At 68.5% G+C, this 26,591-nt stretch carries 22 protein-coding genes and 1 pseudogene; 10 read left to right on the top strand and 13 right to left on the bottom strand.

From position 1 onward, the window contains the following. Positions 1–309: 309 nt before the first annotated feature. A complete protein-coding gene (locus MKL01_RS35235; RefSeq protein WP_243909803.1) occupies positions 310–1,530 on the top strand; it encodes a monooxygenase in 1,221 nt (406 codons plus the stop codon). Positions 1,531–1,555: 25 nt separating this feature from the next. After that, positions 1,556–2,884: an LLM class flavin-dependent oxidoreductase gene (locus tag MKL01_RS35230; RefSeq protein ID WP_243909816.1), complete on the top strand. Its 1,329-nt coding sequence runs from the start codon at positions 1,556–1,558 to the stop codon at positions 2,882–2,884. Positions 2,885–3,045: 161 nt separating this feature from the next. On the opposite strand, the gene MKL01_RS35225 is transcribed toward MKL01_RS35230, so the two are convergent. The 8 genes from MKL01_RS35225 to MKL01_RS35190 form a co-directional block, all read right to left on the bottom strand. Continuing rightward, positions 3,046–4,005 (bottom strand): sulfonate ABC transporter substrate-binding protein, encoded by a 960-nt coding sequence (locus MKL01_RS35225; protein ID WP_243909802.1) that lies wholly within the window; start codon positions 4,003–4,005, stop codon positions 3,046–3,048. Between the two features lie 347 nt (positions 4,006–4,352). Next, positions 4,353–5,729 carry an LLM class flavin-dependent oxidoreductase gene (locus tag MKL01_RS35220; protein WP_243909801.1) on the bottom strand — a complete coding sequence of 459 codons (1,377 nt, stop codon included), beginning with the start codon at positions 5,727–5,729 and terminating at the stop codon, positions 4,353–4,355. Continuing rightward, complete coding sequence (locus tag MKL01_RS35215; protein ID WP_243909800.1) at positions 5,726–6,379, bottom strand: methionine ABC transporter permease; 654 nt, start codon at positions 6,377–6,379, stop codon at positions 5,726–5,728. The genes MKL01_RS35220 and MKL01_RS35215 overlap by 4 nt, the downstream gene beginning before the upstream one ends. Continuing rightward, positions 6,360–7,394, bottom strand: coding sequence for a methionine ABC transporter ATP-binding protein (locus tag MKL01_RS35210; protein WP_243909815.1), 1,035 nt, complete (start codon positions 7,392–7,394; stop codon positions 6,360–6,362). The genes MKL01_RS35215 and MKL01_RS35210 overlap by 20 nt, the downstream gene beginning before the upstream one ends. A 101-nt stretch (positions 7,395–7,495) precedes the next feature. Next, positions 7,496–8,296 (bottom strand): MetQ/NlpA family ABC transporter substrate-binding protein, encoded by an 801-nt coding sequence (locus MKL01_RS35205; RefSeq protein WP_243909799.1) that lies wholly within the window; start codon positions 8,294–8,296, stop codon positions 7,496–7,498. A 95-nt stretch (positions 8,297–8,391) separates the two neighbouring features. Then, the gene (locus MKL01_RS35200; RefSeq protein WP_243909798.1) at positions 8,392–9,192 is read right to left on the bottom strand and encodes a MetQ/NlpA family ABC transporter substrate-binding protein; all 801 of its coding nucleotides are present in this window, start codon (positions 9,190–9,192) and stop codon (positions 8,392–8,394) included. 779 nt (positions 9,193–9,971) lie between these two features. After that, a complete protein-coding gene (locus MKL01_RS35195) occupies positions 9,972–12,800 on the bottom strand; it encodes a PAS domain-containing sensor histidine kinase (protein WP_243909797.1) in 2,829 nt (942 codons plus the stop codon). Continuing rightward, positions 12,787–12,990, bottom strand: coding sequence for a type II toxin-antitoxin system ParD family antitoxin (locus tag MKL01_RS35190; protein ID WP_243909796.1), 204 nt, complete (start codon positions 12,988–12,990; stop codon positions 12,787–12,789). The genes MKL01_RS35195 and MKL01_RS35190 overlap by 14 nt, the downstream gene beginning before the upstream one ends. Before the next feature lie 570 nt (positions 12,991–13,560). On the opposite strand from MKL01_RS35190, the gene ugpB reads away from it, so the two are divergent. The 7 genes and pseudogenes from ugpB to MKL01_RS35155 form a co-directional block, all read left to right on the top strand. After that, the gene (ugpB, locus tag MKL01_RS35185) at positions 13,561–14,904 is read left to right on the top strand and encodes a sn-glycerol-3-phosphate ABC transporter substrate-binding protein UgpB (protein ID WP_243909795.1); all 1,344 of its coding nucleotides are present in this window, start codon (positions 13,561–13,563) and stop codon (positions 14,902–14,904) included. A gap of 30 nt (positions 14,905–14,934) precedes the next feature. Continuing rightward, entirely contained in the window at positions 14,935–15,816 is an 882-nt protein-coding gene (locus tag MKL01_RS35180) for an ABC transporter permease subunit (protein WP_243909794.1), read from the top strand. Then, complete coding sequence (gene ugpE / locus MKL01_RS35175) at positions 15,816–16,649, top strand: sn-glycerol-3-phosphate ABC transporter permease UgpE (RefSeq protein WP_243909793.1); 834 nt, start codon at positions 15,816–15,818, stop codon at positions 16,647–16,649. The genes MKL01_RS35180 and ugpE overlap by 1 nt, the downstream gene beginning before the upstream one ends. Next, on the top strand, positions 16,649–17,710 hold the full coding sequence (locus tag MKL01_RS35170) for an ABC transporter ATP-binding protein (RefSeq protein WP_243909792.1): 1,062 nt from the start codon (positions 16,649–16,651) through the stop codon (positions 17,708–17,710). The genes ugpE and MKL01_RS35170 overlap by 1 nt, the downstream gene beginning before the upstream one ends. A gap of 601 nt (positions 17,711–18,311) precedes the next feature. Next, positions 18,312–19,139 carry an EamA family transporter gene (locus tag MKL01_RS35165; RefSeq protein ID WP_243909791.1) on the top strand — a complete coding sequence of 276 codons (828 nt, stop codon included), beginning with the start codon at positions 18,312–18,314 and terminating at the stop codon, positions 19,137–19,139. 81 nt (positions 19,140–19,220) lie between these two features. Beyond that, positions 19,221–20,660, top strand: coding sequence for a phosphatase PAP2 family protein (locus tag MKL01_RS35160; RefSeq protein WP_243909790.1), 1,440 nt, complete (start codon positions 19,221–19,223; stop codon positions 20,658–20,660). Between the two features lie 7 nt (positions 20,661–20,667). After that, positions 20,668–20,934, top strand: a pseudogene (locus MKL01_RS35155) (MgtC/SapB family protein); the annotation flags it as partial. 8 nt (positions 20,935–20,942) lie between these two features. On the opposite strand, the gene MKL01_RS35150 reads toward MKL01_RS35155, so the two are convergent. From MKL01_RS35150 to solA, 5 genes are all read right to left on the bottom strand, one after another. Then, a complete protein-coding gene (locus MKL01_RS35150) occupies positions 20,943–21,722 on the bottom strand; it encodes an amino acid ABC transporter ATP-binding protein (RefSeq protein WP_279605092.1) in 780 nt (259 codons plus the stop codon). A gap of 4 nt (positions 21,723–21,726) precedes the next feature. After that, positions 21,727–22,602 carry an amino acid ABC transporter permease gene (locus MKL01_RS35145; RefSeq protein WP_243909789.1) on the bottom strand — a complete coding sequence of 292 codons (876 nt, stop codon included), beginning with the start codon at positions 22,600–22,602 and terminating at the stop codon, positions 21,727–21,729. Continuing rightward, positions 22,599–23,348: an amino acid ABC transporter permease gene (locus MKL01_RS35140; RefSeq protein ID WP_243909788.1), complete on the bottom strand. Its 750-nt coding sequence runs from the start codon at positions 23,346–23,348 to the stop codon at positions 22,599–22,601. The genes MKL01_RS35145 and MKL01_RS35140 overlap by 4 nt, the downstream gene beginning before the upstream one ends. A 37-nt stretch (positions 23,349–23,385) precedes the next feature. Further along, a complete protein-coding gene (locus MKL01_RS35135) occupies positions 23,386–24,228 on the bottom strand; it encodes a transporter substrate-binding domain-containing protein (protein WP_243909787.1) in 843 nt (280 codons plus the stop codon). 71 nt (positions 24,229–24,299) lie between these two features. Then, complete coding sequence (solA, locus tag MKL01_RS35130) at positions 24,300–25,463, bottom strand: N-methyl-L-tryptophan oxidase (RefSeq protein WP_243909786.1); 1,164 nt, start codon at positions 25,461–25,463, stop codon at positions 24,300–24,302. 203 nt (positions 25,464–25,666) lie between these two features. Between solA and MKL01_RS35125 the strand changes: the two genes are divergently transcribed. Continuing rightward, a partial coding sequence (locus MKL01_RS35125) for a GlxA family transcriptional regulator (RefSeq protein WP_243909785.1) occupies positions 25,667–26,591 on the top strand: 925 nt, incomplete at its 3' end.

The following is a 26,591-nucleotide window of genomic DNA, read 5'->3' as shown; positions in this document are numbered from 1 at the left end:
ATGTGCTTTCGAATTGGCCCGCGTACGGAGGAGCATGTCCCCCGAAAGGGGATTTGCGGGAGATCGCTTTCTTTCCATCTGCGCCGGCACGAAAAAACGCCGATCTCAGTTGCCATTGTTGACGCAGAGGATGGATCTTCGGCGAAACTTGCCGCCACAAAACGAAAATTCTCTTGCCGAACGTCTCACGATACGTCGATCCCAAAGACGAAGGCCGGCAAAGAATCCGGCTTGAGATCGACGGCCGGCTCGCCGATTCATCTGGGAAACGCCCCCCGGGGCGATGTCGGACATCGGAAAGTCGAAGCCATGGCGCATGTGGATGCGGGCTGGGGTGCGGGGCCGAGCGGGCGCTACGAGACCCTGGCGGAACCATTCCGCCCGGTCTTCGCCGCGATCCGCGCCACCGCCGTCGAGCGGGATCGCGAGCGCCGCCTGCCGCATGCCGAGATCGCCTGGCTGCGGGAGGCGCGTTTCACCACCCTGCGGCTCGCGCCCGACGAGGGCGGCCACGGCGCCAGCCTGCCCGAGCTGTTCGCCCTGCTGATCGAGCTGTCGGCCGCGGATTCGAACGTCACCAACGCGCTGCGGGCGCATTTCGGCTTCACGGAGGACGCGTTGTGCTCCGCCTCGCCCGAGTGGCGCGCGGCCTGGATCGCGCGGATCGGCGCGGGCGCGACGGTCGGCAGCGGCGTCTCGGAGACCGGCCCGGCCAAGGTCGGCACCTTCGACACGGTGGTGCGGCGGCGCGGCGGAAGGTTCACGGTCGACGGGCGGAAATTCTACACCACCGGCTCGCTCTTCGCGGACTACATCCATCTCTCGGCCGAGGACGAGGCCGGCGGGGCGGTGACGGCCGTCGTGCCCGTGCGCGCGCCGGGCGTCACCATCGTGGACGATTGGGACGGGTTCGGGCAGGCGCTGACCGCCAGCGGCACCGCGACCTTCGAGGGCGTGGCGCTCGACCCCGCGCTGATCAAGCCGGACCCGGATCGCTTCCCCTACGCCATGGCGTTCTTCCAGCTGGTGCATCTGGCGACGCTCGCCGGCATCGGCCGGGCGGCGGCGGACGACGTGGCGCGGCTGGTGGCCGAGCGGACCCGCGTCTACAGCCACGGCAATGCCGGGCGCACGGCCGACGATCCGCAGATCCAGGCGGTGGTGGGCCGCGTCCGCGCCAACGCCTACGCGGCGGGCGCCGTCGTGCTGAAGGCCGCCGAGGCGGTTCAGAGGGTGTCCGACGCGCACCGGGCCGGATCGCCGGACGCAGAGCGCCAGGCGACGCTGGCCGATGTCGAGGTCAACCAGGCGGTGAGCGTGGTGACCGACCTGATCCTGACGGCGACGACGAGCCTGTTCGACGCCCTGGGCGCCTCCGCGGTGAAGGTGGGTGCCGGCCTCGACCGGTACTGGCGCAACGCCCGCACCATCGCCTCGCACAACCCGCGGATCTACCGGGACCGCAGCGTCGGCGCCTTCGCGATCTCCGGCGAGGCGCCGCCCCGACAGTACCGCGTCGGCTCGGCATGAGGCGCCCTTGGCACGCAGCGACCGCATGCGCCTCGGCGCCTTCCTGTATCCCGGTGGGCATCACGTCGCCGCGTGGCGGCATCCGTCCTCCGACGCCGATGCCGGGATCAACGCCGCCCATTACCGGCAGCTCGCCCGCACGGCCGAGGCGGCGAAGTTCGACCTGATCTTCCTCGCGGACGGCGTCAGCATCCGGGGCGACGACCTCGACGCCCTGAGCCGCACGGCGATCCGCTATGTCGGCCAGTTCGAGCCGCTGACCCTGCTGTCCCACCTTTCGGCGGTGACCGAGCGCATCGGCCTCGTGGCGACCGCCTCGACCACCTACAACGAGCCGTTCCACGTCGCCCGCAAGTTTGCCTCCCTCGACCATCTGAGCGGTGGCCGGGCGGCCTGGAACCTCGTCACCTCCGCCGACCCGCGGGAGGCCTGGAACTTCAGCCGCGAGAGCCACCTCGCCCACGCGAACCGCTATGCCCGGGCGGAAGAGTTCGTCGACGTGGTGCGCGGCCTGTGGGATTCCTACGAGGACGACGCCTTCATCCGCGACCGCGAGGGCGGCCGCTTCTTCGATCCCGACAAGCTGCACCTGCTGGCCCATGAGGGCGAGCACTTCTCGGTCCGGGGGCCGCTCAACGTGCCCCGCCCGCCACAGGGGCATCCGGTGGTGGTGCAGGCGGGGTCCTCGGAGGCCGGCAAGGCGCTCGCCGCCCGCACCGCCGAGGTGATCTTCACCGCCCAGCAGACCCTGGAGGATGCGGTCGCCTTCTACGCCGACGTGAAGGGTCGGATGGCCCGGTATGGCCGCGACCCGGAAGACCTCAAGATCATGCCCGGCGCCTTCCCGGTGGTCGGTCGAAGCGAGGCCGAGGCGCAGGACAAGTTCGCTTCGCTGCAGGCATTGATCCACCCGGTGGTCGGCCGCTCGCTTCTCGAACAGCTCACCGGCGCCGACCTGTCGGCCTATCCGGACGACGCTCCGGTGCCGGAGATGCCGGAGACAAACGGCGGCAAGAGCCGCCAGGACCTCTTCCTCCGTCTGGCCCGGCGCGAGGGCCTGACGATCCGGGAACTGTACCTGCGCGCCGCCAGCGCCCGGGGCCACTGGACGATCGTCGGCACGCCTGCTCAGATCGCCGATGCGCTGCAGGAGCGGTTCGAGGCCCGCGGCGCCGACGGCTTCAACATCATGCCGCCGACGCTCCCAGGCGGGCTCGACGACTTCGTCACCCTGGTTCTCCCGGAATTGCGGCGGCGGGGGCTCTTCCGGCACGCGTACGAGGGCGCCACGCTCCGCGACCATCTCGGCCTGCCGCGGCCGGACAATCGATTTCTCGCGGCCCCCTCGCGCTGAAGGCAGGGCCTGACCGGTGCGACGCCCTGGATCGACACCCGGCGCACGACACCGGGCTCATCGTCGTCATCGTCCACAGCCCAGTGCATCGACGCCCGGTTGCCCCGGATCGCCTTTCGAAAGGACTCGCCTGCCGATAGACGGTGCGACGACGGCGGCCCTCACGTCCTCGGTGGGGTCCACACGATGTCCCGGACCTTGATGGGGCGGGGGATCAGCCCCAGCCGGAAGAAGCGGTCGGCGGTGGTCTGCTGGGCGGTGAGGATCTCGTCCGAGAGCGGACGGACGGCGAACTCCGTCCGGTCGGCGGCGACCTTCTGGACGGGGTAGGGAACGCCGGTCACGGAGGCGAGCGCCTGGGCGACCTCGTCGCGATGCTCCCGCGCCCAGCCCGCCGCCTCGGACAGGCCGGACAGCGCGCCGGCGACGAGGCCGGGGTACCTCTCGGCGAAGGTCCGGTTGGCGAGGAAGAAGGACGAGACGTCGTGCGTCTGCCCCGTGGTCGCGACGACGCGCGTCTCGCCGCGGGACTGCGCCAGAGCGAGATAGGGATCCCAGATCACCCAGGCGTCGACGCTGTCGTTCGCGAAGGCCGAGCCGGCGTCGGAGGGCAGCAGGTAGGCCGGCTTGATGTCGGAGAAGCTCAAGCCCGCCTTCTCCAGGGCGGCGATGAGGAGGTTGTGGCTGCTCGTCCCGCGCCCCACGGCGACGGTCTTGCCCTTGAGGCCGGCGACCGAACGGATCGGCGAATGCGCCTTGACCAGGATGGCCTCGCCGTCGCGGGTCGGTGCCGCCGCGCCGACGTAGACGAGGTTGCCCCCGGCCGCCTGCGAGAAGATGGGCGGCGCGTCGCCGGTGTAGCCGAAGTCGATGCCGCCCGCGTTGAGCGCCTCCAGCAGAGGCGGACCGGCCTGGAACTCGACCCAGCGGACGGCGACGCCCTGCGGCGCGAACCGCTTCTCGATCAGGCCCTGCTGCCGGCTGACGACGATGAGGCCGACCTTCTGGTAGCCGATCCGGAATTCCTTGGGCGCGTCCTGCGCCAGGGCACCGGCGCCGAGGCAAAGGCCGAGGGCCAGCGATCCGAGAAGGGCGGCGGCATGGCGTCTTGTCGAGGTCACGGCAAAGGCTCCTTTGGTGGGGTCGATGTCGTTGGGGGCGATGCTGCCGAAGGCCGGAGCACGGCGCTTCACCGCGTGGATGTCAGGCTCGGCAGACCTCGCGCTGACCGAACCGCCGCTCGAAGGAGCGGGCGGATGAAGCCCTCGTCCCGGCAGAAACCGGAACGGTTGGCCAAATACGACGGGCCCAACAAGACTTTATCCGCAGAATTCTGTGCCCTCGCCGGGGGCGAGCTTGCATATATTTCCTCGATCTTTCCGAGAAATCAAAAGCATTCGGACCTGTTATTCCGCGCGAACCCGTGCAGGTCTTCTTCGGACGCCGCGGCCCAGGAAACATTCCTTCTCTACGGCGGAGACACCCCGGCCGCGGGCCGGAACGCATGGGCGGCATGGCGCGCGGGGAGGCGGTCGCCCTCGCCGAACAGCTTTCTGCGCAGCGAGCCGGGCGCATATGCGATCTTGTACAGGCCTCGGTCCTGGAGCTCGGGGATCACGAGGTCGATGAAGTCCGAAAAGCTTTCCGGTACGACGATGCGGCTGAGGTTGAACCCGTCCACCTCGCCTTCCTCGACCCAGGATTGGAGTTCATCCGCGATGGAGGCCGCATCGCCCGTGAGCACGGCGTAGCGCCCGCCCAGGCCCATTTCCGACAGCAGGTCGCGCTTGGTCAGCCCCCGTTTGGCGGCTGCGGCCGTGGCCGACTGGATCGCATTTCCCGGCGCGTAGGGGATCGCTTCGTCGAGGCCGTAGCGGGCGAAATCGATGCCGGTGGAGGCGGAGAAATGCGCGAGCCCCGCCTCGGCGCTGGCGTAGCGCATGTATTCGGCGCGCTTGTCCTCGGCCTCGGCGCGGGTGCGGCCTGGGATGGCGGCGATGCCGATGAAGACCTTCACATCCTGCGGGTCGCGCCCGGCGGCGGCGGCCTCGGCGCGGATTGCGCGGACGGACTCGCGGGCCGTGGCCTTGTCCCGCGCCGAGATGAACACGCATTCGGCGTGGCGCCCGGCGAAGGCCCGGCCGCGGCCGGAGGCGCCCGCCTGATAGAGCACGGGCGTCCGCTGGGGCGAAGGCTCGCAGAGGTGATAGCCGTCCACCGCCAGGAACTCGCCCCGGTGAGAGACCGGCCGGATCTTGCCCGGATCGCTGAACACCCGCGCTTCGCGGTCCCGGCGCGCGGCGTCGTCGTCCCAGCTCCCCTCCCAGAGCTTGTAGAGGACCTCCAGATACTCGTCGGCATAGTCGTAGCGGCGGTCATGGGCCGGAAGCGCCTCGCCCCGGCCGCGATGGGCGCTTTCCAGATACCCGGTGACGATGTTCCAGCCGACCCGGCCACCGGAGAGATGGTCCAGGGTCGAGATCCGTCTGGCGAAGGTGTAGGGCGCCTCAGCGAAGACATTGACGGTGATGCCGAAGCCGAGATGCTCCGTCACCGCCGCCATGGCCGGGACGATCAGCGTCGGATCGTTCACCGGCAATTGTACGGCCTCCCGCGCCGTCACGTCGAGGCCGCCGCCGTAGATGTCGTAGACGCCGAGGATGTCGGCGATGAACATCCCGTCGAACAGGCCGCGCTCCAGGAGCTTCGCCTGGTCGGTCCAGTAGCGCAGCGTGTTGTACTCGCTGGAGCGGTCGCGCGGGTGGGTCCAGAGGCCGTGGTTGATGTGGCCGACGCAGTTCATGTTGAACGCGTTGAGCCGGATCTGCTTGCGGGGGGAGGTCATCGCGCCCGGAGCCTCCGGACCACGCTGTCGCCCGTGAACTGAACGAGGCAGACGAGGACGATCAGGATCGCGATCACCACTGACATCACGGTGGTGTCGAAGCGCTGATAGCCATAGCGGATCGCCACGTCGCCGAGCCCGCCCGCGCCCACCGCCCCGGCCACGGCCGAGGCGCCGATCATCGAGACGACGGTGATGGTGAGGCCGCCGACGATGCCCGGCAGGGCTTCCGGCAGCAGCACATGCAACAGGATGTGGCGGCGGCGGCAGCCGATGGATTGCGCCGCCTCGATCAGGCCGGGATCGACCTCCCGCAGGGAGACTTCCGCGATCCGCGCGAAGAACGGCGTGGCGCTCACCGCCAGCGGCACGATGGCCGCCCAGACGCCGATCGTGGTGCCGACCACGAGCCGGGTGAACGGGATCAGCGCCACCAGCAGCACGATGAAGGGGACAGCGCGGAAGCCGTTCACGACGAGGCCGATGAGGCGGTTCGCCCGCGGGGCCGGGAAGATCCCGCCCGGCCCCGAGGTGACGAGAAACAGCGCCAGCGGGATGCCCGCGAGGACCGCGATCCCCGCCGAGACGCCGACCATGAACACCGTATCGAACGCTGCCTGCCAGAGGCGGTCAATCATCTGCGGCGACATAGCCGATCCCCTCGACGTCCTGTCCGATAGCCCTCAAACGGGCCTCGGCCTCCGTGCCTCCGGCGGCGATGAGCATCCGGCCGACGGCATGCCCCTGGATGTGCTCCACGCCCGCCTGCAGGAGGTGCACCGGCCCGCCCGTCGCCGCGACGAGGGCAGACAGGTCGGGGGGCGTCCCCCCGGAATAGGTGATCCGGAGCACGGCCCTGGGGCCGGGGCCGGGATACGGCTTGAGGCGTGCGGCGAGGTCGTCCGGCACGTCGCGGGTGAGGGGCGCGAGCAGTGCCCGCGTCGCCGGATGCTCCGGCGCGCCGAACACCCGCCAGACCGGCCCGACTTCCGCGACCCTTCCCGATTCCAACACCACGACATCGGTGCAGATTTCGCGGATCACGCTCATCTCATGGGTGATGAGGACGATGGTCAATCCAAGCCGCCGGTTGATGTCCCGCAGCAGGCCCAGGATCGACACGGTGGTTTCCGGGTCCAGCGCCGAGGTCGCCTCGTCGCAGAGCAGGATCTCGGGGGCGCTCACCAGGGCGCGGGCGATGCCGACGCGCTGCTTCTGCCCGCCCGAGAGGCGCGACGGGTAGGTCCCGGCCTTGCCCTCCAGGCCGACGAGTCGCAGCGCCTCATCCACCCGCCGGGCGATCTCGCGCGTCTCCACCCCCGCCACCGTGAGCGGCAGCGCCACGTTCTGCCACACGGTCTTGGCCGAGAGCAGGTTGAAGTGCTGGAAGATCATGCCGATCCGGCGTCGCAGGGCGACGAGGCCCTCCGTGCCGAGGGCCTGGATCGGTTCGCCATCGACAAGCACCCGGCCGGAGCTCGGCTCCTCCAGGCGGTTGACGGTGCGGAGCAGGGTCGACTTGCCGGCCCCCGAACGGCCGATGATGCCGAAGATCGCACCCGACGGAATGTCGAGGCTCACGTCATCGAGCGCCCGGACCTCGCCGCCCGCCGAGCGATAGGTCTTCGCGATGCGCTCGAACCGCACGGTTCCGGCGGAGCGCATCCCGGCGGCCGCCCGCGAGACCGGGACGGCGTGCGGTCTCGCCACGTCAGTCTCTACCGGGCCCGTTCCGTCGAGACTGTCCAAAGCCAACCCGACCATCGTCAGTTCTGCCATGCGAGCAGGTATAGCTTGTCGCTGCCGGCGAAGGATTTGTGAATCTGCTTTTTCACCGCATCCGAGGTCTGGAAGATCGACACGAATTTTTTGATCGTCGGGTCGTCCTTGCGGCTCGCCTTGGTGACGAAGCTCACCGCGAACAGCTTGTCCTCGATCCCGGAATAGATCAGCCCGCTCGTCGGGTCGAAGGTGCCGGCGGCCACGATGAAGTGCGGATACCCTTGGGCGAGATCGACATCGCCGGTGATCCGCACGAGTTGCGGTCCCTCGACCTCGGTGAACTTGAGCTTCTTCGGGTTCTCGGTGATGTCGTCGACGGTGCCGAGGAAACCGACGCCGTCCTTGAGCTTGACGAGCCCGGCCTTCTGCAACAGCAGCAGGCCGCGTCCCTGGTTCACCGGGTCGTTGGCGATGGCGACCTTCCCGCCCACCGGGATCTGGTCGAAGCTCTTATGCCTGAGGGAGAACAACCCGATATTCTGCAGGATTCCGATGCCGACGATATCGAACCGGTAGCCCTTCTGCTTCGAGGCATTCTCCATGAAGGGCCGGTGCTGGTAGAAGTTCAGATCGATATCGCCCGCGTCGAGGGCGACGTTCGGCGTCGTCCAGTCGCTGAACTCGATCACCTTGACATCGATGCCCTCCGCCTTGGCCTCCTTGGCGGCGGCGGTGATCGCGTCGCTATAGGCGCCCGGCACGGTGCCGATCGTCAGGGTCTCGGCCTCGGCCGCCATCGTGCCCGCGCAGAGGAAAGCGATGGCGAGGGTCTTCAGGACACGCATGGGTCGTGGGCTCCGGTCTGCCGCCGCGGCGGAGCCGGGGCGGCGTGGTCAGGATCGGGGAAAAGGAGGGGACGACCTCGGCGGGGCCACATCGGTCAGGACGGGCGGACGGGGAGCACCGAGCCGCGGTAGCGGTTGCGGATGAAGGCGGCGACCTCGGCCGAGGTCAGCAGCGACGCGAGACGCAGCACGCGGGGGTCCTTGGCCAAGCCCTCCGTCGTGACGAGGACATTCGCATACGGGTTGCCCTCGGCGCGTTCGAGGGCCAGCGCATCCCGGGCGGGTTCCAGCCCCCCTTCCAGCGCGTAATTGCCGTTGATCACCGCGAGGGCCACGTCATCCAGGGAGCGCGGCAATTGCGGCGGCGCGATCTCGACGAAGCGGAAATTCTTGGGGTTCTCGACGATATCGTCCAGGGTGGCGTTGACGCCCGGCTCCTTGGCCCGCAGTCGGATCAGGCCGTTGGCCTGCAGCAGCGACAGCCCGCGACTCGTGTTGGAGACGCTGTTCGAGAGGGACACAGTCCCGCCGGCCGGCACGTCGGCAAGGGATTTGGCCCGGCGGCTGTACAAGCCCAGCGGCTCGACATGCACCGCCGCGACGACCGCGAAGTGCATCCCCATCGAGGCCTCCTCCGAGCGGAGGAAGGGGACGTGCTGGAAGAAGTTGGCGTCGGCGTCCCCGTCACGCAACAGGGCATTCGGCCGGAGATCGCCCGAAATCTCGATGTTCTTCAGCGGCAGTTCGGGGGCGAGCGTCGCGGCGACGAAGTCGAGGATTTCCGCGTGCGGTATCGAGGACGCCACGACGCGCAGGGGCGCCGTCGCGGCGCGGGCCGGTCCGATGCTCAGGGCCAGGGCGCCGGACAGGAATACACGGCGGGTCGATCCAGGCACGGCGCACGCTTTTCGAAAGGAGTTCAAGGATTCAAGGTTATCCTCGTATCTCGAAATCAAAGCTGCGCATCAAGAGTAGCGCTTGTCGAATTTTCATCCGTATGAAGGGGATTGTTCCCATGCTTTACATTTGAAAGACAAAGATGTTCTCCCGCCACAGATCTGCTGACGACCCGCCCGGCCACGTCCGATCCCGGGGCGACGACCCCAATCGACGGATGACCCACACGCGCGCGTTGCAGAACCTCCGCTGGTGGGGGGGTAGCTTCCGCAGTCCTCCCCGATTCTGAAGCGCCGGACGGCCAACGCAACCCGCTCGAACGCGGCTTGCGGGGCCGACGACCGGCTCGTCTGCCTCTGCTTTCGTGGCCGATCAGCTCTTCTACGAAGTCTCGGTGGACCTCCGTAGTGAGACGTCGCGTGATCGCCGATTGCCGAAACGCGTCAGACACCGCGTTCTTGCTCACGCGTTGCCGGAGGGCAGCCAGAAATCGGTGAAGAGTGCCTGCGCTCTACGCGGCATCGGCGGTGACTGGACCTCCGTCACAGGTGCCTGAGTGACGGTGCGTGGGGTTGGCCGCGTGCAAGGAATGGTAGGGCAGGACGACGTCATTCAGATGGGCCGGCTTCTCCTCGGCGACCGAGACGTCGACGTCGAGCAGCGCGCGGCAAAGGCGCGTTCCCGCTGACCTGCCTGAGGACATTCGGCCCCAAGGCCGAGCGGACACCCACAACTTTGCAGCCCGCCGGGTGATCGGACGACCTTCCGCCCCACCCTGTCAGGACACGATCATCTCGCGGATGCGGGCCGCCATTGCCTCGACCGGAAAGGGCTTGGTCAGCACCGCCATGCCATGTGCCAGATGTCCATTGCCGAGCAGGGCGTTCTCCGCGTAGCCGGTGATGAACAGCACCTTGAGGTCGGGACGGGTCTCGCGGCCGGCATCCGCCATTTGCCGCCCATTCATGCCGCCGGGCAGACCCACGTCGGTCACGAGCAGGTCAATGCGCACGTCCGATTGCAGCACCTTCAGCCCGGCCACGCTGTCGGCAGCCTCGATCGCGGTGTACCCGAGGTCCTCTAGGATATCGGTGACCAGCATGCGCACGGTCGGCTCGTCATCGACCACGAGCACCGTCTCGCCCTGCTCGGCGCGGGGCAGCGCTGTTGCCGTCACGGCATCCTCGTCCACCTCCCCCTCGCCGAGGTGACGCGGCAGGTAGATGCACACGGTCGTGCCCGCGCCGACCTCCGAGTAGATCCGCACCTGCCCGCCCGACTGCTGGGCGAACCCGTAGATCATCGACAGGCCGAGGCCGGTGCCCTCCCCGATCGGCTTGGTCGTGAAGAACGGCTCGAACACGCGGGCGAGCACCTCCGGCGGCATGCCGGTGCCGGTGTCGGTCACGCACAGGGAGAGGTACTGACCCTCGGGGATCGCGTGCTTCCGGGCTGCTGGCCGATCCAGCCACTTGTTGGCGGTCTCGATCGTGATGCGCCCGCCGTCCGGCATCGCGTCGCGGGCGTTGATGCACAAATTGAGCAGGGCATTCTCAAGCTGCGACGGGTCCACCAGCGCGGGCCAGAGACCGGCCGCGCCGACCGTCTCCAAATGGATCGCCGGGCCGATCGTGCGCCGGATCAGATCCTCCATGCCGGCGATCAGCCGGTTCACGTTGGTCGGCTTGGGGGCGAGGGTCTGGCGGCGCGAGAAGGCGAGCAGGCGGTGGGTCAAGGCAGCGGCACGTTTCGAGGCGCCTTGGGCGGCCGCCATGTAGCGCTCGACATCGTTGAGCCGGCCCTGGCTCATGCGGGTCTGCATCATCTCCAAGCTGCCGCAGATCCCCGCCAGCAGGTTGTTGAAGTCGTGCGCCAAGCCGCCCGTGAGTTGCCCGACCGCCTCCATCTTCTGCGCTTGCCGCAGAGCGGCCTCCGTAGCGCGCAGGGTCTCGGCCGCCTCTTTCTCCGCGGTGATGTTGCGGCCGCTGGCGTAGATCAGGCCGCCCTCGGGGGCCGCGACCCACGAGATCCAGCGTGCGCTCCCGTCCTTATGCAGGCAGCGTGTTTCATAGGCGGGCAGTTCGCCCAGCGAACTTCTGTCCAGGGCCTGCGAGCTACCCGGGCGATGATCCGGATGGTTGAAGGCAAGGTGATTTTTGCCGACCACCTCGCTGATCGGCCAGCCCAGGATAGTCGTCCAGGCTCCGTTGGCCGACAGGATCGTACCCTGGGCGTTCACCACCGTCTGCAAGTCGCGCGAGTTGCGCCATACTTGGTCCCGTTCGCGCGTCCGCTCCTCGACGCGCTGTTCCAAGGTCTCGTTGAGGCGCCTCAGCCCCTCCTCGGCTAGCCGGATCGCCGTGATGTCGCGCGAGACGGACAGGATCTTCTCCGGCCGTCCCTCGGCGTCCAGGATCGGGGTGATCTGCACGTCCCACCATTTCGGTGTGCCCGCCATCGTGGGGGCGGGTCCCTGGAAATTGGCCGAGCGCCCCTCCCGCGCCGCCGCGACGCCCGCCTTGGCGTCCGCGTTCCCCTGCCCCGCCCAGAAGTCCGGCCAGGGGCAGCCTCGGATCGCGTTGAAGTCGCTGACCTCCATGATGCGCTGGCCGCCGTCGCTCATGAAGCTCAGGGTGCCGTCCAGGTCGAGCACCTTGATGCAGTCGTTGCTGCTGGCGAGGATACGCCGGTTGAACTCCTCGCTTTCGCGCTGCGCCTGTTGCGCCGCATGAGCCTCCGTCACGTCGGAGCCTTGGACGAAGATGCCGGTGACGGTCCCGGCATCGTCGGTGATCGGCTCGTAGATGAAATCGACGAAGCGTTGCTCGGGCACCGGTCCCGAACGTTGAAGCTGGATCGGCACGCTCGTCGCGACGAAACGCTCGCCCGTGCCGAAGACCCCGTCGAGCAACTCGTAGAAGCCCTGCCCCGCGATCTCGGGCAGAGCCGTGCGAACCGTCTTGCCGATCGGGTCGCGCCGACCCACGAGGCGCAGGTAGGCGTCGTTGACGAAGGTGAAGACGTGTTCCGGGCCGCTCAGGATGGCCGTGAAGCCCGGCGCCTGCTCGAACAGCCTGCGCTGCCGCTCGGCCTCGTCCCGCATGCGGCGGTCGGCAACGACCTGCCCGGTGATCTCCGCGCCTTGGTTCAGCAGGCCGACGACGCTGCCGTCCTCGCCGCGGATCGGGGTGGCGCTGAAGTTCCAGTACGTCGTCTCACGCCTGCCCCGGCGTACCATCGGCAATTCGACGCACGTTTGCGCAAAGCCCTCGCCGGTCTGCATGCAACGGTAGAACGGCGCGGCGACCTGCTCCCAGGACGAACCCCAGACCTCGGCGACGGGACGGCCGAGCGCCGTCGGGTGCCGTTCGGCCATCGAGGGGATGTAGGCGTCGTTGTAGAGCATCCGGAGGTCCGGCCCCCACAGGATCGTGCCGAGCATCGGCGAGTTCAGGCAGGCCGCGAGCATGGAGCGCAGCGACTGCGGCCACGTCTCCGGAGGCCCGAGCGGCGTGGCTGCCCAGTCTTGGCCACGCATCCGCTCGCCCATCTCGCCGCCGCCTGCGAGGAAGGCGAGGTCGCGCGTCGGCACCCTAGACGCGTTCATGCGGCTGCGCGGGCTGACCCGGGGCGGCCGGGCTGACCTCCCCCCGGCCTTCGTCCTGCGCGGGCAGGAGGCGGCGCGCGGCGCGGATCACGTCGCGGACCGAGGTGTACTTGCCCTTCGCGACTCGCGCGTCGATCCACTCGGCCCGCGGGCCGGTCAGAGCGATGTGGCGGGAGTGCTTGGCGGGCATGACGTGCCTGTAGCACAACCAAGCCGCGGGTGTTTCCTCGCGTTCACCCCACACGAGGTTTTGCTTTCGCCGGCGCAGCATACGTTCCGCCTTGGGGGGCAGCCGATTGGACTGCTCCGAGTGTCCGCCAAAGTTCGTGAGCGGGTGCGACGGCGATGTCTGGTTCCTTTGGATTTCGCGCGGAAGCAGACCGTCGGATCATCTCCTGGCTCGGCCACTCAGCGTGCGTGCCGAAGCTGGCGTGCTGCGTCGCGAGAACCCCGCACCGCGCGCCTCGAATACCGAGACGGCCCCGCACGGCGGGACGACGCTGCCCGTGCCGCTCGGTCATGGGGAACCCATGTCCGACGGGAGCGGCACCGCAACGCTGGCGGATCGATTGAACGGAGTTTTCGTTTCGAGGCGGGGGTCGAGCCACAGAGCCTTTTCGCGGGCTGCTTTATTACGCCGTCGGGTCCGTGCATGATGGAAGGACGAGTATCGCGTCCTCGGACGCAGGTGCTTTCGCGGGATCTCGTCCAAAGCCCGACGTCAACGGGCGCGTCGATCCCGCCGCAGGGAGGATTCTGGATGGATCGTCGCGTCCTGTTGGCCGGCGTCGGCGGTCTCGCCGCATGGTCTGCGCTTCGCCCGCCGGCCTCTGCCGTGGCCGGGGACAGGACGCCCATCGTGCTCTGGCACGCGATGTCGGGCGCGAACGGCGAGGAGGTCGATCGGCTGACGCGCGACTTCAACGCGAGCCAGTCCGAGGTGACGCTGGAGGCGGTGTACAAGGGCAGCTATCCCGAGACGCTGACGGCGGCGATCGCCGCCTACCGCGCGGGCAAGGCGCCGCACATCGTCCAGATCTTCGAGGTCGGCACGGGCACGATGCTGCAGGCCGGCCCCGCCATCAAGCCGGCCTGGAAGCTCGCGGACGAGACCGGGCTCGGTCTCGATCCCAAGGCCTACATCCCCGGCGTGCGCGGTTATTACAGCCTGCCGGACGGCAAGCTCGCCTCGATGCCGTTCAACTCCTCGACGGCGGTCATGTGGTACAACCGCGACGCCTTCGAGAAGGCGGGGCTCGACCCGGACAAGCCGCCGGCCACCTACGACGAGTTCGCGAAGGCGGCCCGCACCCTCGCGTCGAAGGCGCCGACGCCCATCGCCAGCACGTCGGCCTGGATGACCTGGATCCAGTTCGAGGAATACGCCGCGATCCAGAACCTCGCCTATGCCACCGAGAACGACGGCTATGACGGCCTCGGCGCGGAACTGCTCATCAACACCAAGCCGTTCGTCGAGCAGCTGCAGCGCTTCCTGGACCTGTCGAAGGACGGCGCCTTCAAGTATGCCGGCCGCGACGGTGCCCCCGACGCGATCTTCTACTCCGGCCAGGCCGCGATCGGGTTCGGCTCGTCCTCGGGCCGCGCCGACATCGTCAAGAACGCCAAGTTCCGTTACGCCGAGGCCTTCCTCCCGACGGAGCCGGCCCTGAACCCGCGCCCGAACAACTCCATCATCGGCGGCGCCAGCCTGTGGGCGATGACGGCGCCGAAGCGCTCCGAGGCCGAGTACAAGGGCGTCGCGGCCTTCTATGCCTTCATCGCGAAGCCCGAGCAGGTCGCCCTCTATGCCCAGAACACCGGCTACGTCCCGGTGACGCTCGCGGGCTACGAGGCCACGAGGCGGTCGGGCTATTTCGACCGGAATCCCGGGACCGATGTGCCGGCGCGGCAGCTCTCCCGCGGGGACCTGACCGCGAATTCGCGGGGGCTGCGCCTCGGCCGTCTGCCGGAGATCCGCGCGATCCTCTACGAGGAGATCGAGAAGGCACTCCAGGGTCAGCAGGCCGCGCAAGCCGCGTTGGACAGCGCCGCCGCGCGCGGGAACCGCGTCCTGCGCGACTTCCAGAAATCCGCGCGCGGCTGACGCGGCGGATCGGCGGAAGGCGCGTCAGATATGGAACGACGGACGCTGTTCCCGGGCCGCTTGCTGCCGGCTCTGCTGATCATGCCGCAGCTCGTGCTGACGGTGGTCTTCTTCCTGTGGCCGGCCATCCAGGCGATCAAGTCGAGCCTGGAGCGCGAGGACGCCTTCGGCACCAGCACGGAGTTCGTAGGCCTCGACAACTTCGCCGACCTGTTCGCCGATCCGCTCTACCTCGCGGCGATCGGGCGGACGGCGGTGTTCTGCGCGTGCGTGACCGCCGCATCGATGGGTGTGGCGTTGGTGCTCGCGGTCCTGGCGGATACCGAGATCCGGGGCCGCGCCTTCTACCGCACGATGCTGATCTGGCCCTACGCGGTGGCGCCCGCCATGGCGGCGGTGCTGTGGGTGCTCATGTTCCACCCGCAGATCGGCCTCGTCGGGGCATGGCTGAACCGGATCGGAATCGCCTGGGACTACAAGCTCGATGGCACGCAGGCCATGGCGCTCGTGATCCTGGCCGCCGCCTGGAAGCAGATCAGCTACAACTTCATCTTCTTCCTGGCGGGTCTCCAGGCGATCCCGAAGACGATCATCGAGGCGGCCCGCATCGACGGCGCCCGGGGCTTCCGCCGGTTCCGCACCATCCTCCTCCCGCTGCTGATGCCGACGGTCTATTTCCTGCTCGTCGTCGATCTCGTCTACGCAGCCTTCGACACCTTCGCGACGGTCTATGCGGTGAACGGCGGAGGGCCGGGGCAATCGACCCAGACGCTCGTCCTCAAGGTCTATCTCGACGGCGTCGTCAACGCGAATGTCGGCTCGTCCTCGGCGCAATCCGTGGTGCTGATGGCCGGCGTCATCGTGCTCTGCGCCTTGCAGTTCCGGTTCCTCGGGCGGAAGGCGGCCACCTGATGCGCCGGAAGACGCTCCATCTGATCCCCCACGCCGTCCTGATCCTGGCGATCCTGCTCTTCGCTCTGCCGATCTGGATCGCGATCGCGGGCTCGACCCAGGATTCGGCCGTGATCGCCCGCGGCGAGGTCTCCCTCGTGCCGAACCTCTCCGGCCTCGGCGTCTACCGCGACGTGCTGGTGAACGGGTCGGCGGGGGCCGGGCCGGTCTGGCGCGCCCTGCTCGTCTCGGCCGGGATGGCGCTCGCCATCGCCTTCGGCAAGATCGCCCTGTCGCTGCCCTCGGCCTATGCGGTCACCTTCTTTCGCTTCCCCTTCCGCATGGCGGCCTTCTGGCTGATCTTCCTGACCCTGATGCTGCCGGTCGAGGTGCGGCTGATCCCGACCTTCCAGGTCATGTCCTCCCTCGATCTCATCAACAGCTTCACGGGCCTGACGATTCCCCTCATCGCCTCCGCGACGGCGACGCTGCTCTTTCGGCAGACCTTCCTCGCCGTTCCGGACGAACTCGTCGAGGCGGCGCGGATCGACGGGGCCGGGCCCCTGCGCTTCCTGCGGGACATCCTGATCCCGGTCTCGGGCGCCAACATCGCGGCGCTGTTCGTGATCCTGTTCGTCTACGGCTGGAATCAGTACCTGTGGCCGCTGCTCGTCGCGACCGATCCGAAGCTCGACACGGTGGTGATCAGCATCGTCAAGATGATCGGCGTCGACACCGCGACCGAATGGAACAAGGTCATGGCGACGGCGGTGCTGGCGCTGATCCCCCCCGTAGCGGTGGTGCTCCTCATGCAACGCTGGTTCGTGAAGGGCCTGACGGAGGGCGACAAGTGATGGCGGGCCTGAGGCTCGACGGCCTGCGCAAGAGTTTCGGGAGCACCGAGATCCTGAAGGGCGTCGACCTCGCCCTGGCGGACGGCGAGATGCTGGTGATCGTCGGTGCGTCGGGCTGCGGGAAATCCACTCTGCTGCGCATCGTGGCGGGCCTCGAGACGCCCACCTCCGGGCGGGTCCTGATCGACGGACGCGACGTCACGGATCTCGACCCGTCGGCGCGCGACGTCGCCATGGTTTTCCAGAACTACGCCCTGTACCCGCACATGAGCGTGTTCGAGAATATGGCCTACGGGCTGAAGATCCGCGGCCTTCCGCGATCCGAGATCCGGGCAAAGGTCGATGCGGCCTCGGCCCTCCTGGGCCTGGAGGCGCTCCTCGAGCGCAAGCCGCGCCAGCTGTCCGGCGGCCAGCGCCAGCGGGTCGCCATGGGGCGCGCCATCGTCCGCGACCCGAAGCTGTTCCTGTTCGACGAGCCCCTGTCCAACCTCGACGCCAAGCTCCGGGTGCAGATGCGCGGCGAGATCCGCCGCCTCCAGCGGCGGCTGAAGGTGACGAGCCTCTACGTCACGCACGATCAGGTCGAGGCGATGACGCTGGGCGACCGACTGCTCGTGATGCACCAGGGCGTGCCGGTGCAACTGGCGACGCCGACGGAGGTGTTCGAGCGCCCCGCCGATACCTACGTGGCGGGCTTCATCGGCTCGCCGGCGATGAACCTGCTGCCCGGTATCCTCGGCCGCAACGGGACGATGGTGCGCGTGGCGGACACCGACATCGACCTCGGACTCCGGCGGTTTGACCGGCCCGACGGTCACCCGGTGATTCTGGGCATCCGGCCGGAACATGTCAGACCCGACGCATCGGGCATGACATGGCCGGTCGAGGTCGTGGAGCACCTCGGGTCCGAGATGCTGGTGCATGCGGGACGTCCGGGTGACGCCTCACTGACCCTCAAGACCGCGAATGGCGCTGCCGTGAGCGACACCATCCAGGTCGCGTTCCCTGCCGCGCATCTCCACATCTTCGATCAGGCGACCGGGCTGCGGATCAAGGCCTGAGGGCCGGCCGAAGCGGCGTCTCGAAGCGTGGCACATCCCGATAGCGGCCGAGGATCCGCGTGCATTGCGTTCGCCTGCCCTGAGACCTGCGGTCCGAGTGATGAAAGGCCGCTTCAGGAGGCTGGGACGTTTCTGCTCACGGCTTTCCGGACGCATCACTCGTCGATGCGTGATCGGCACGATGTGTCAGATTTCCTCACACGAGCGTCAGCATAAGTCGTTTGCCGGGCTCGCCAGGGGACGGCATCCTGTGCGCGAACGATGCAGGAAGCCGGATGACGCTCCCACCACAGCTTACGGCGTCAGGCGCTGTTGCGCCGTCCCGGGACGCATCGCGGACGCCGGTGGCGACCGGCACCAACCACGGCCTGCACCTGCACCCTCGGCGGCAGCGCGCGCGCGAGCCCTCCGCTCTCCGGCCGGCTGGGTGACGCGGCCCGACCGATACGGGCTTCAGCGGCAGCCGCCGTGACCGCGCTGGCCGTCGTTTCGATCATGCTCGCCCGATCACCGCATCGCGCCGAGAGAGCGGCCGTTCGGCAGCCTCGACCCCGCTGATCACCACCAGCCGGCGCCGCACCGACACACCTGAGGCGCCTCCATGAGTCCGTTCGTCCTCGCTTGCGTGATGTGCGCCGCGATCCTGCATGCCGGTTGGAACGCGGTGCTCCGCGGCGGCGGCGACCGGCTCTGGTCCATGACGCTGATGATGGTCGCGGTCACTTGCGTCACCGCAACCGCGGCGATGTTCGTACCGTGGCCCAATGCGGCGAGCTGGCCCTACGTGATCGCCTCGGCCGTCATCCACACCGGCTACAACCTGTCCCTCGTGCGGACCTATCGTGTCGGCGATCTCGGCCAGACATATCCCATCTCACGCGGGTCCTCGCCCGTTCTGGTCGCCCTGGGCGCGATGATCTTCGCTCACGAAGCCATCAACATCGTCTCCGCCCTCGGTATCCTGCTGGTCTCACTGGGCATCATCTCCCTGGCCTTCCAGGGCAAAGGACTCACGGCCGACTTCCTGCCCACCGCCCTCACCACGGGCGTGTTGATCGGGGCCTACACGGTCGTTGACGGGATCGGCGTACGGTTGTCCGGGAGCAGCGTCGCCTACACGAACAGCATGTTCCTGCTGTGGAGCATCACCATGCCCCCGATATTCTACGCGATGCGTGGACGACCACCGGCCTACACCAGGGCGCAGACGGTGATGGCGCTGACCGGCGGCCTCGTCTCGCTCCTCGCCTATGGTATCGTCATCTGGGCCATGCAGGACGGCGCGATGGGCGTGGTGTCGGCGCTGCGCGAGACCAGCGTGGTCTACGCCGCCATCATCGGGCGCGTGTTCCTCAAGGAGCGGCTGAGCGCACGTCGGATCACCTCCTGCCTCGCCATTGCCATGGGCGCGGCATGTCTGGCTTGGTGAAGGCCGATCTCTCTGGAGGGTTCGCGGACGGCGCGCACGCACCCCTATCCGCCGCAGATCCAAGAGCGCTATGCTCATCCCATGAGCAGACTTGCCGAACACGTCCTCATCGTCGTCCTGACGCTTGTCCCGCCATGCGCGCAGGCGCAATCTCCGCCCAACATCGCCGCGCTGACCGGGCTCGCGCCGGTTGCCGCGTTACCCAACTCGCCCGAAGGCAAGGCGGCGCTGGACGCGAACCTGAAGATCACCGGCGACATTCAGAGCGGCGCTCTCGCTCAGCCACTCCTCATGTCGTTCCCGGAGCAGCAGAAATTTGCGCTGCGCGACAGTTTCATCACCGACGGCAACGCCACCCAACTCGCCGATGGCCTCGGATCGAAACTCGGGGCCGCATATCAGGAGCGGGCCCAGTACAAGGATTTTCAGACATTTACGAGCGTGGCGCAATCGGTCGCCGACTTTATCGGATATACGAACAACATCGCCAAATCCGACTCGAACGCGGGCAAATATTTCTTCGCTAACGCGACAACGAACGGCAAAACGCCGGTGTCGGAGGCTGCGGCTGCAATCCTGTCCGCCCACGGCGGCGTCATCGATGTGTTCGGTAAGACCTATGGGCGTCCGGCTGGCAGCCGGGGAGCCGACGCCTATGGCAATTCCCGTCCGTTCCAGACCGAGCCGCGCCTGATCGCCTTCCGCAGCGAGGATTATTTCGGCCGTCCCTCGCACAGCCTGGATTGGCTGCGCGGACCCAACCAGAACCTGTTCGACAGTCCCTCGTACCCGAGCGGCCACACCACCTATGGCTACACCGAGGCGGTGGTCCTCGCGATCCTGGTGCCCGAACGCTATCAGCAGATGATCGCCCGAGCCGCCGAATACGGCAACGACCGCATCGTCGTCGGGGCGCACTACGCGATGGACGTGCTCGGGGGGCGGGCGACTGCCCTGCACGCCGTCGCCCATCTGCTCGCCAACGATCCGGCCTATGTCGGGCAGACCCGCAAGAACCCCGCCGTCCTCAACGAGATGAGCCATGGATCGGGCAAGGACATCGTCATCACCGATTATACCGCAGCCCTGAAGGCGGCGCGGGCCGATCTCCACGCGTATCTGAGTGGCGCCTGCGGCGACACCATCGCGACCTGCGCCGCAGCCGACAGCGGGCGCTTCAAGGACCCTGCAGCCAACGAGGCCCTCTACAGCGCGACCCAGACCTACGGTCTGCCGGTCGTGCACCGGAGCACCGCCGACCTGAAGGAGGATGTCGGCACCCTCGCGCCGGAGGCCGGCCATCTCCTGACCGCGGCCTTCCCCGCGATCACACTTGCCGAAGCGAACGCGATCCTGACCGAGACCCAGGGACCCGGCGGCGGCTTCCTGGACAACGGCTCAAGCTTTGGTGTGTACGCGCGCCTCAACCTCTACGCAGCCGCGGGGCGCGCCGCGACACTGGCCGCCACACGGGTGAGGACTGAGGCGATCAACCCATCGCCGACACAGAGTGATCGGTGATCCTGAGATCGTCACGCGTCTCGTCCTGGCCGCAATCCCCGGCGGCTCGATCGGTGTCTTGCGCGCGCGCCTGCTCTGGCCGGCCGGCCTGCGGACCCACAGGCTGGTGGGCGTCGGCGCCTGCCTGATCGTCATCGCTTCGGCATTCGGCTTCAGCGACGTGCTCGGCGCCGAGAACGTCGTCCTCGACCCCTCCCGCATCGCCGCTCACGTCGTCTCCGGTATCGGCTTCCTCGGCGCAGGGACGATCCTGCTGCGTGGGGAGGTTGTGCGAAAGGAGAGTCAAAGCACCTGCGAGAGGAACCGGCGCGTGCGCTCGTCCCGGGCGGAGGCGAAGAAGGTCGCGGGCGGCCCGTGCTCGACGATGACGCCGCGGTCGGTGAAGTAGATGTGGTCGGCGACGTCGCGGGCGAAATTCATCTCGTGCGTGACGAGCATGCAGGTCATGCCCTCCTCGGCGAGTTCCCGGATCGTCACCAGCACCTCCTTGACCGTCTCCGGATCGAGGGCGGCGGTCACCTCGTCGAACAGCATCACGTCGGGCCGCATCGCCAGCGAACGGGCGATGGCCACGCGCTGCTGCTGGCCGCCGGACAGCTCGCCGGGATAGGCGTTCTCCTTGCCGGCCAGCCGGACCTTGGCGAGCAGCGCCCGCCCCCGGGCCTCGACCGCGCGCCTCTCCTGCCCGAGGACGTGGATGGGGGCCATCATCACGTTCTGCAGCGCGGTCTTGTGCGGGAACAGGTTGTACTGCTGGAACACCATGCCGACCTTGCGGCGCAGCGCCAGCTTGTCGAGCCGGGGATCGGTCACCTCGATCCCCTCGACCTCGATCGAGCCCGCGCTGACCGGCACCAGGGCGTTGATGCAGCGGATCAGCGTCGACTTGCCCGAGCCCGAGGGGCCGATGATGCAGACGACCTCGCCCTTGCGGACATCGAAGCTGATCCCCTTCAGCACCTCGAACGTCCCGAAGGACTTGTGCACGTCGACGACGCGGACGATCGGCTGATCGGGGGTCCAGCTCGGGGACGGGGTGGCGGCCGGGGTCGCGCGCGTCATGGTCTCAGCGGGTCTCGAAGCGGCGTTCCAGGGCGGCGGTGAACCGGTCGATGGGGTAGCAGTAGAGGAAGAAGCACAGCAGCGCGAAGCCGTAGAGCGGGGCGAACAGCTCGGGGCGGCCGCCCTCGGCGGCGTGCACCTGCGCGGTCAGCGTCAGCATCTCGGTGACGCCGACGATGGAGGCCTGGACGGTCGCCATCGCGATGAGCGCGTAGACGTTCATCCAGGGCGGCAGCATCCGCTTCGCGCACTGGGGCAGGATGATCCGCCACAGCGTCTGCCGCCGGGTGAAGGCCAGGGACTCGGCGGCCTCCCACTGGGTGTTCGGCACCGAGCGCACCGCGCCGCGGACGATCTCGGCGACGTTGGCCATGACCGGCAGGCTGAAGCCGAAGGTCGCCTTCACCCAGTCGGGCAGCGGCACGCGGATGCCGAACACCGTGACCTGGAACGGCACCAGGAACATCACGAAGAACAGCAGCACCAGCCAGGGCACGTTGCGGAAGACCTGCGTGGCGCACCACGCGAGGCGGGGCAGGATCCGCCCCTCCGCCAGCATGGCCAGCCCGAGCCCGATGCCGGCCACCGTCCCGATCGCCATCGCCATCAGCGAGATCGCGACATTGAAGGCGAAGCCCGTGAGCAGGAGGGGCGCCCACTTGATCACGACCGCAAGCGGGGACAGCGCGGCGGCCCCGCCCTGCGCCCAGGCCGGGACGGCGACGAGGGCGAGCCCTGTGAGCAGCCAGAGGTGGGCCGGGCGCAGGCGCGCCGCCGGGCGGTCCTTGCGAAGCGCGAAGGGCAGCAGGACCGGCAGAGCCCCCGGGCGCGCTTCGCCCGGGCCGCGCGCATCCCGGCCGTGCGGATCCGGGGCGCTCATCGGCCGTATCCCGGAATGCGCAGGGCGCGCTCCCAGCGGTGCATGATCCAGACGAGCACGCCGACGAGGACCGCGTAGGTCGCCAGCAGCACGAGCATCATCTCGAGGACGTTCTGCGACTCGGACCAGATCTGCTTGACCGCGTACAGGGTCTCCGGGACCGCGATGGCGTAGGCCAGCGTCGTGGTCTTCAGGAGGTTGATGAGGTTGTTGTTCAAGGCCGGCAGGCAGACGCGCAGCGCCAGCGGCAGGACGACGTGCCGGTAGGCCTTGAAGCGGGTGTAGCCCAGGGCCTCGGCGGCCTCGATCGTGGTCCGGGGCACGGCCTCGATGCCGGAGCGGAAGATCTCGACGTTGAACGCCCCCGCGAACAGCGACAGCGAGATGATCGCCCACTGGACGTTGTTGAGGATCGGCGCGCGCAGGCCGTCCGCCGAGCGGATGTCCGGGAGCAGCGTCCCGAGCCCGAAATAGAAGAAGAAGATCTGCACGAGCGGCGGCGTGTTGCGGAACACGACCACGAAGCCGTTGACCAGCGCCCGCAGGAAGCGCGACGGCCCGCTCTGCAGGAGCGCGCCGACGGCACCGATGACGAGGCTGGCCAGGATCGTGCTGATCCCGAGCAGCAGCGTCATCCGCAGGCCGGCCACGTACCGGTCCCAGTCGTAGGGATCGTAGAAGACCGTGAAGTTGAAGCCCGCGGTCTCGTAGAGCTGCTGGAACCACGCCTGAATCGTGGCGATCATCGCGGGCGAACGCCCGGAGCCGTTCTGCAGGACCGCATCAGTTGGTCGCGTTCTTGTACTTCTCGTACATCGCCTTCGAGTAAGCGGTCGGCTCGATGCCCCACTTCTTCTCCTCGTCGACGATGAAGCCGGTCTTCATCCAGTCCTTGGTGGCGTCCGCGACGGCGGTCTGGAGCGTGGTGTTGCCCTGCGCCACCGCCATCATCCACGGGGCATCGAGGATGCCCTTGAGCGGCAGCGCGTAATCGGTCTTCCAGTCGTCGTCGAGCAGCTTACCCTGCAGCATGCTCTGGTCGTAGACGTAGCCGATGCAGTTGCCCTGCTTGAGCGCGAAGAGCGGCTTCTCGGATCCGTCGAAGGCGACGATCTCCGCCCCGTAGGTCCGCGCGACGTCCTTGTTGTACCAGGCCCCCGAGGTGGCGCAGAGCGGCTTGCCCTTCAGTTGCGCCCAGTCGGTGATGCCCGAATTCTTGGGGAGCAGGACGTTCACGAAGTCGGAATAGTAGTTCGGGTCGATCGCCTGGACGACGCGGCGGCGCTCGGGCTTGTCCGAGAGGGTGGCGATCAGCAGATCGACCTTGCCCTGCTGCAGGAACTCGATCCGGTTGGCCGAGACGACCGGCACGAGTTCGAGCTTCACGCCCAACCTCTTGGCGAGGTCGGCGGCGAGATCGGGCTCGAGGCCGATGATCGTCCCGCTCGGGTCGCGGAAGCCGAACGGCTTGTAGTCCGCCTTCACGCCGACGATCAGCGTCCCGCGCTTCTTGATCGCGTCGACGCCGTCGGCGGCCGTGGCCCGGCCGGGCAGCGTGACGGACGAGAACGCCGCGAGCGCCATCATCGCACCGGTGGTCAGAAGGGTGCGGATCGTGAGTTGCATCGGATCTTTCCTGCTCGGGTCGGCCGATCTTGACATGGTTTCAAGCAATCCACGAGCCATCGGCCAACACATCAACTGAAACGTGCCAGTGCGAAGGGCCTGAGATCGACCGTGCCGCCGGTCCCGGCCAGGTCCGCCGCAACGGCCTCGCCGATGCCGGCCGAGTGCTTGAAGCCGTGCCCCGAACAGGCGGAGACCACCAGGACCCGGCTCATCGCGGGATGCCGGTCGATGATGAAGCCGCGGTCGGGCGTCACCGTGTAGACGCAGGCCGCGGCCCGGACGACCTCCGGGGTCGCGCCGGCCAGCCGGTTCGCGACGCGCAGCCTGTACATGTCGACGGATTCGGACGGATCGACGCGACGCTCCACCCCGTCGGCGGTGGTGGTGGTGCTGTACTGCTCCGTCGCGACCTTGATGGAGCCGTCGAGCGGTGGGAAGCCGTAGAAGTATTCCGTGTCGCTCGTCCCGTACATCCAGATGAAGACCGGCGAATGCGGTCCGTAGGCGGCCTCATCCGCCAGCGCGTACCAGTGCAGGAGCTGACGGCGGATGGTCAGCAGCCGGTCGAACGGGCTCCCGAGCAGCGGCGCCGTCCAGGCGCCGGCGGCCACCACGGCGCGGTCGGCCAGGATGGTCCCCTCCGCCGTGTCGATGCGAACGCCGCTCCCGTCCTGCCGCAGCCCGACCACCTCGCAATTGGTGCGGATCTCGGCACCCGCGGCGCCCGCGCGGCCGAGCTGCGCCGCGAGACAGCGCTCCGGAAACACGTAGCCGCCGCCCGGCTCGTAATAGGCCTTCTCGTCACCCGCGAGGTTCAGGAACTGCGGGAACCGGCGGGACACTTCCGCACCGTCGAGCACCTCGTGGGCGATGCCGGCGCCCTCCGCGGCGCTGATGGAGCGTCCGACGAAGTCGGGCTTGCCGTGATGCGAGGAGACGCCGTGGCCCGGCGCCATGACGAGGGCCCCGCAGGCGTTCAGCAGGGTCTTGCCCGTCTCGGCCTCCAGCTCGCGCCAGATGCGGTGCGAGGCGGTGACGAAGGGGACGTAGTCGGCGCCCTCACCGACCGCCTGACGGGTGATCCGCGTCTCGCCGTGGCTGGACCCGAGCGCGTGGGGCGGCGCGAAGCGGTCGAGCCCGACCACCGCGGCGCCCCGCTTCGCCACCTGGTAGAGCGCGGCGCTGCCCATCGCGCCGAGTCCCAGGACGGCGACATCGAACCGGCGGCTCATCGCCGACGCTCCGGCCCGGCGCCGGGGCCTGGGGCCGCCGCATCGCCGGACGGGGACAGATCGACAGGTCGGGGCATCCGGAGGCGGTCTCGCGCGGCACGGGTGGACGGCACACAGAATGATGCATGTCCGGCGTCGCGTTTGACCGATACGGACGGTTTCTTGCACGATTGAGCCATCGGACAGCGGAGGGCGCGGGCGGAATGTATGCAGAGACCGGGGATTGGCCGCAGGAGATCGGCTTCATCCTCGTGCCCGGCTTCGCGCTGATGTCCTTCGCCTCGGCCTGCGAGCCGTTCCGCGCGGCCAACGATCTCGCCGGGCGGCAACTCTACCGGCTGCGCTATTTCGGCGAGGCAGCGGGCCGCGTGGCCGCCTCATCGGGCACGGAGGTCCCCGTCGAGGCGCTGCCGCGCCTGCGCGGCCATCTCCACACGCTCTTCGTCTGCGCGGGCGGCGAGCCGAGCGGGTGGGACAGGCCGGAGATCCACGCGACCTTGCGGCGGATGGCCCGGCTCGGCGTTTGCATCGGCGGCATCTCGGGCGGTCCCTACCTCATGGCCGCGGCGGGATTGCTGGCCGATCGCGCGTTCACGCTCCACTGGGAATATGCCGGCGCCACGGTCGAGACCTTCCCGGACGCGCGTCTGACCCGGGCGCGCTACGTCACCGACGGCGATCGCCTGACCTGCGGCGGCGGCGTCGCCCCCTTGGAGATGGCCCACGCCCTGATCGCCGAGCGCATGGGGGAAGCCTTCGCGCGCCGCGTCTCCGACTGGTTCCTCCACACCGCAATCGGCGCCGCCGACGACCCGCAACGGGCCTCCGCGGTGGAGCGGTACGGGATCCGACATCCGGCCCTGCTGGCGGTGCTCGAAACGATGGAGAAGACGGTGGAGGCGCCGCTCGGCCGGCAGGCCATGGCGCGACTGGTCTCGATCAGCCCGCGTCACCTCGACCGGCTGTTCCTCGAGAAGCTCGGGCTGAGCTTCTCGACCCAGTACAGGGCCATCCGCCTCGCCCATGGCCGTCGCCTGCTGCGCCAGAGCCCGCTCAGGATCGGGGAGGTCGCCACGGCCTGCGGCTTCTCGAGCGCGGCCCATTTCGCGCGCAGCTACCGGTCTCAGT

Source organism: Methylobacterium sp. J-070 (genome assembly GCF_022829385.1).
In the GTDB taxonomy this organism is placed as follows: Bacteria; Pseudomonadota; Alphaproteobacteria; order Rhizobiales; family Beijerinckiaceae; genus Methylobacterium.
Note: the sequence above shows the minus strand (reverse complement) of the source record. Positions and strands in the feature narration are given on the sequence as shown.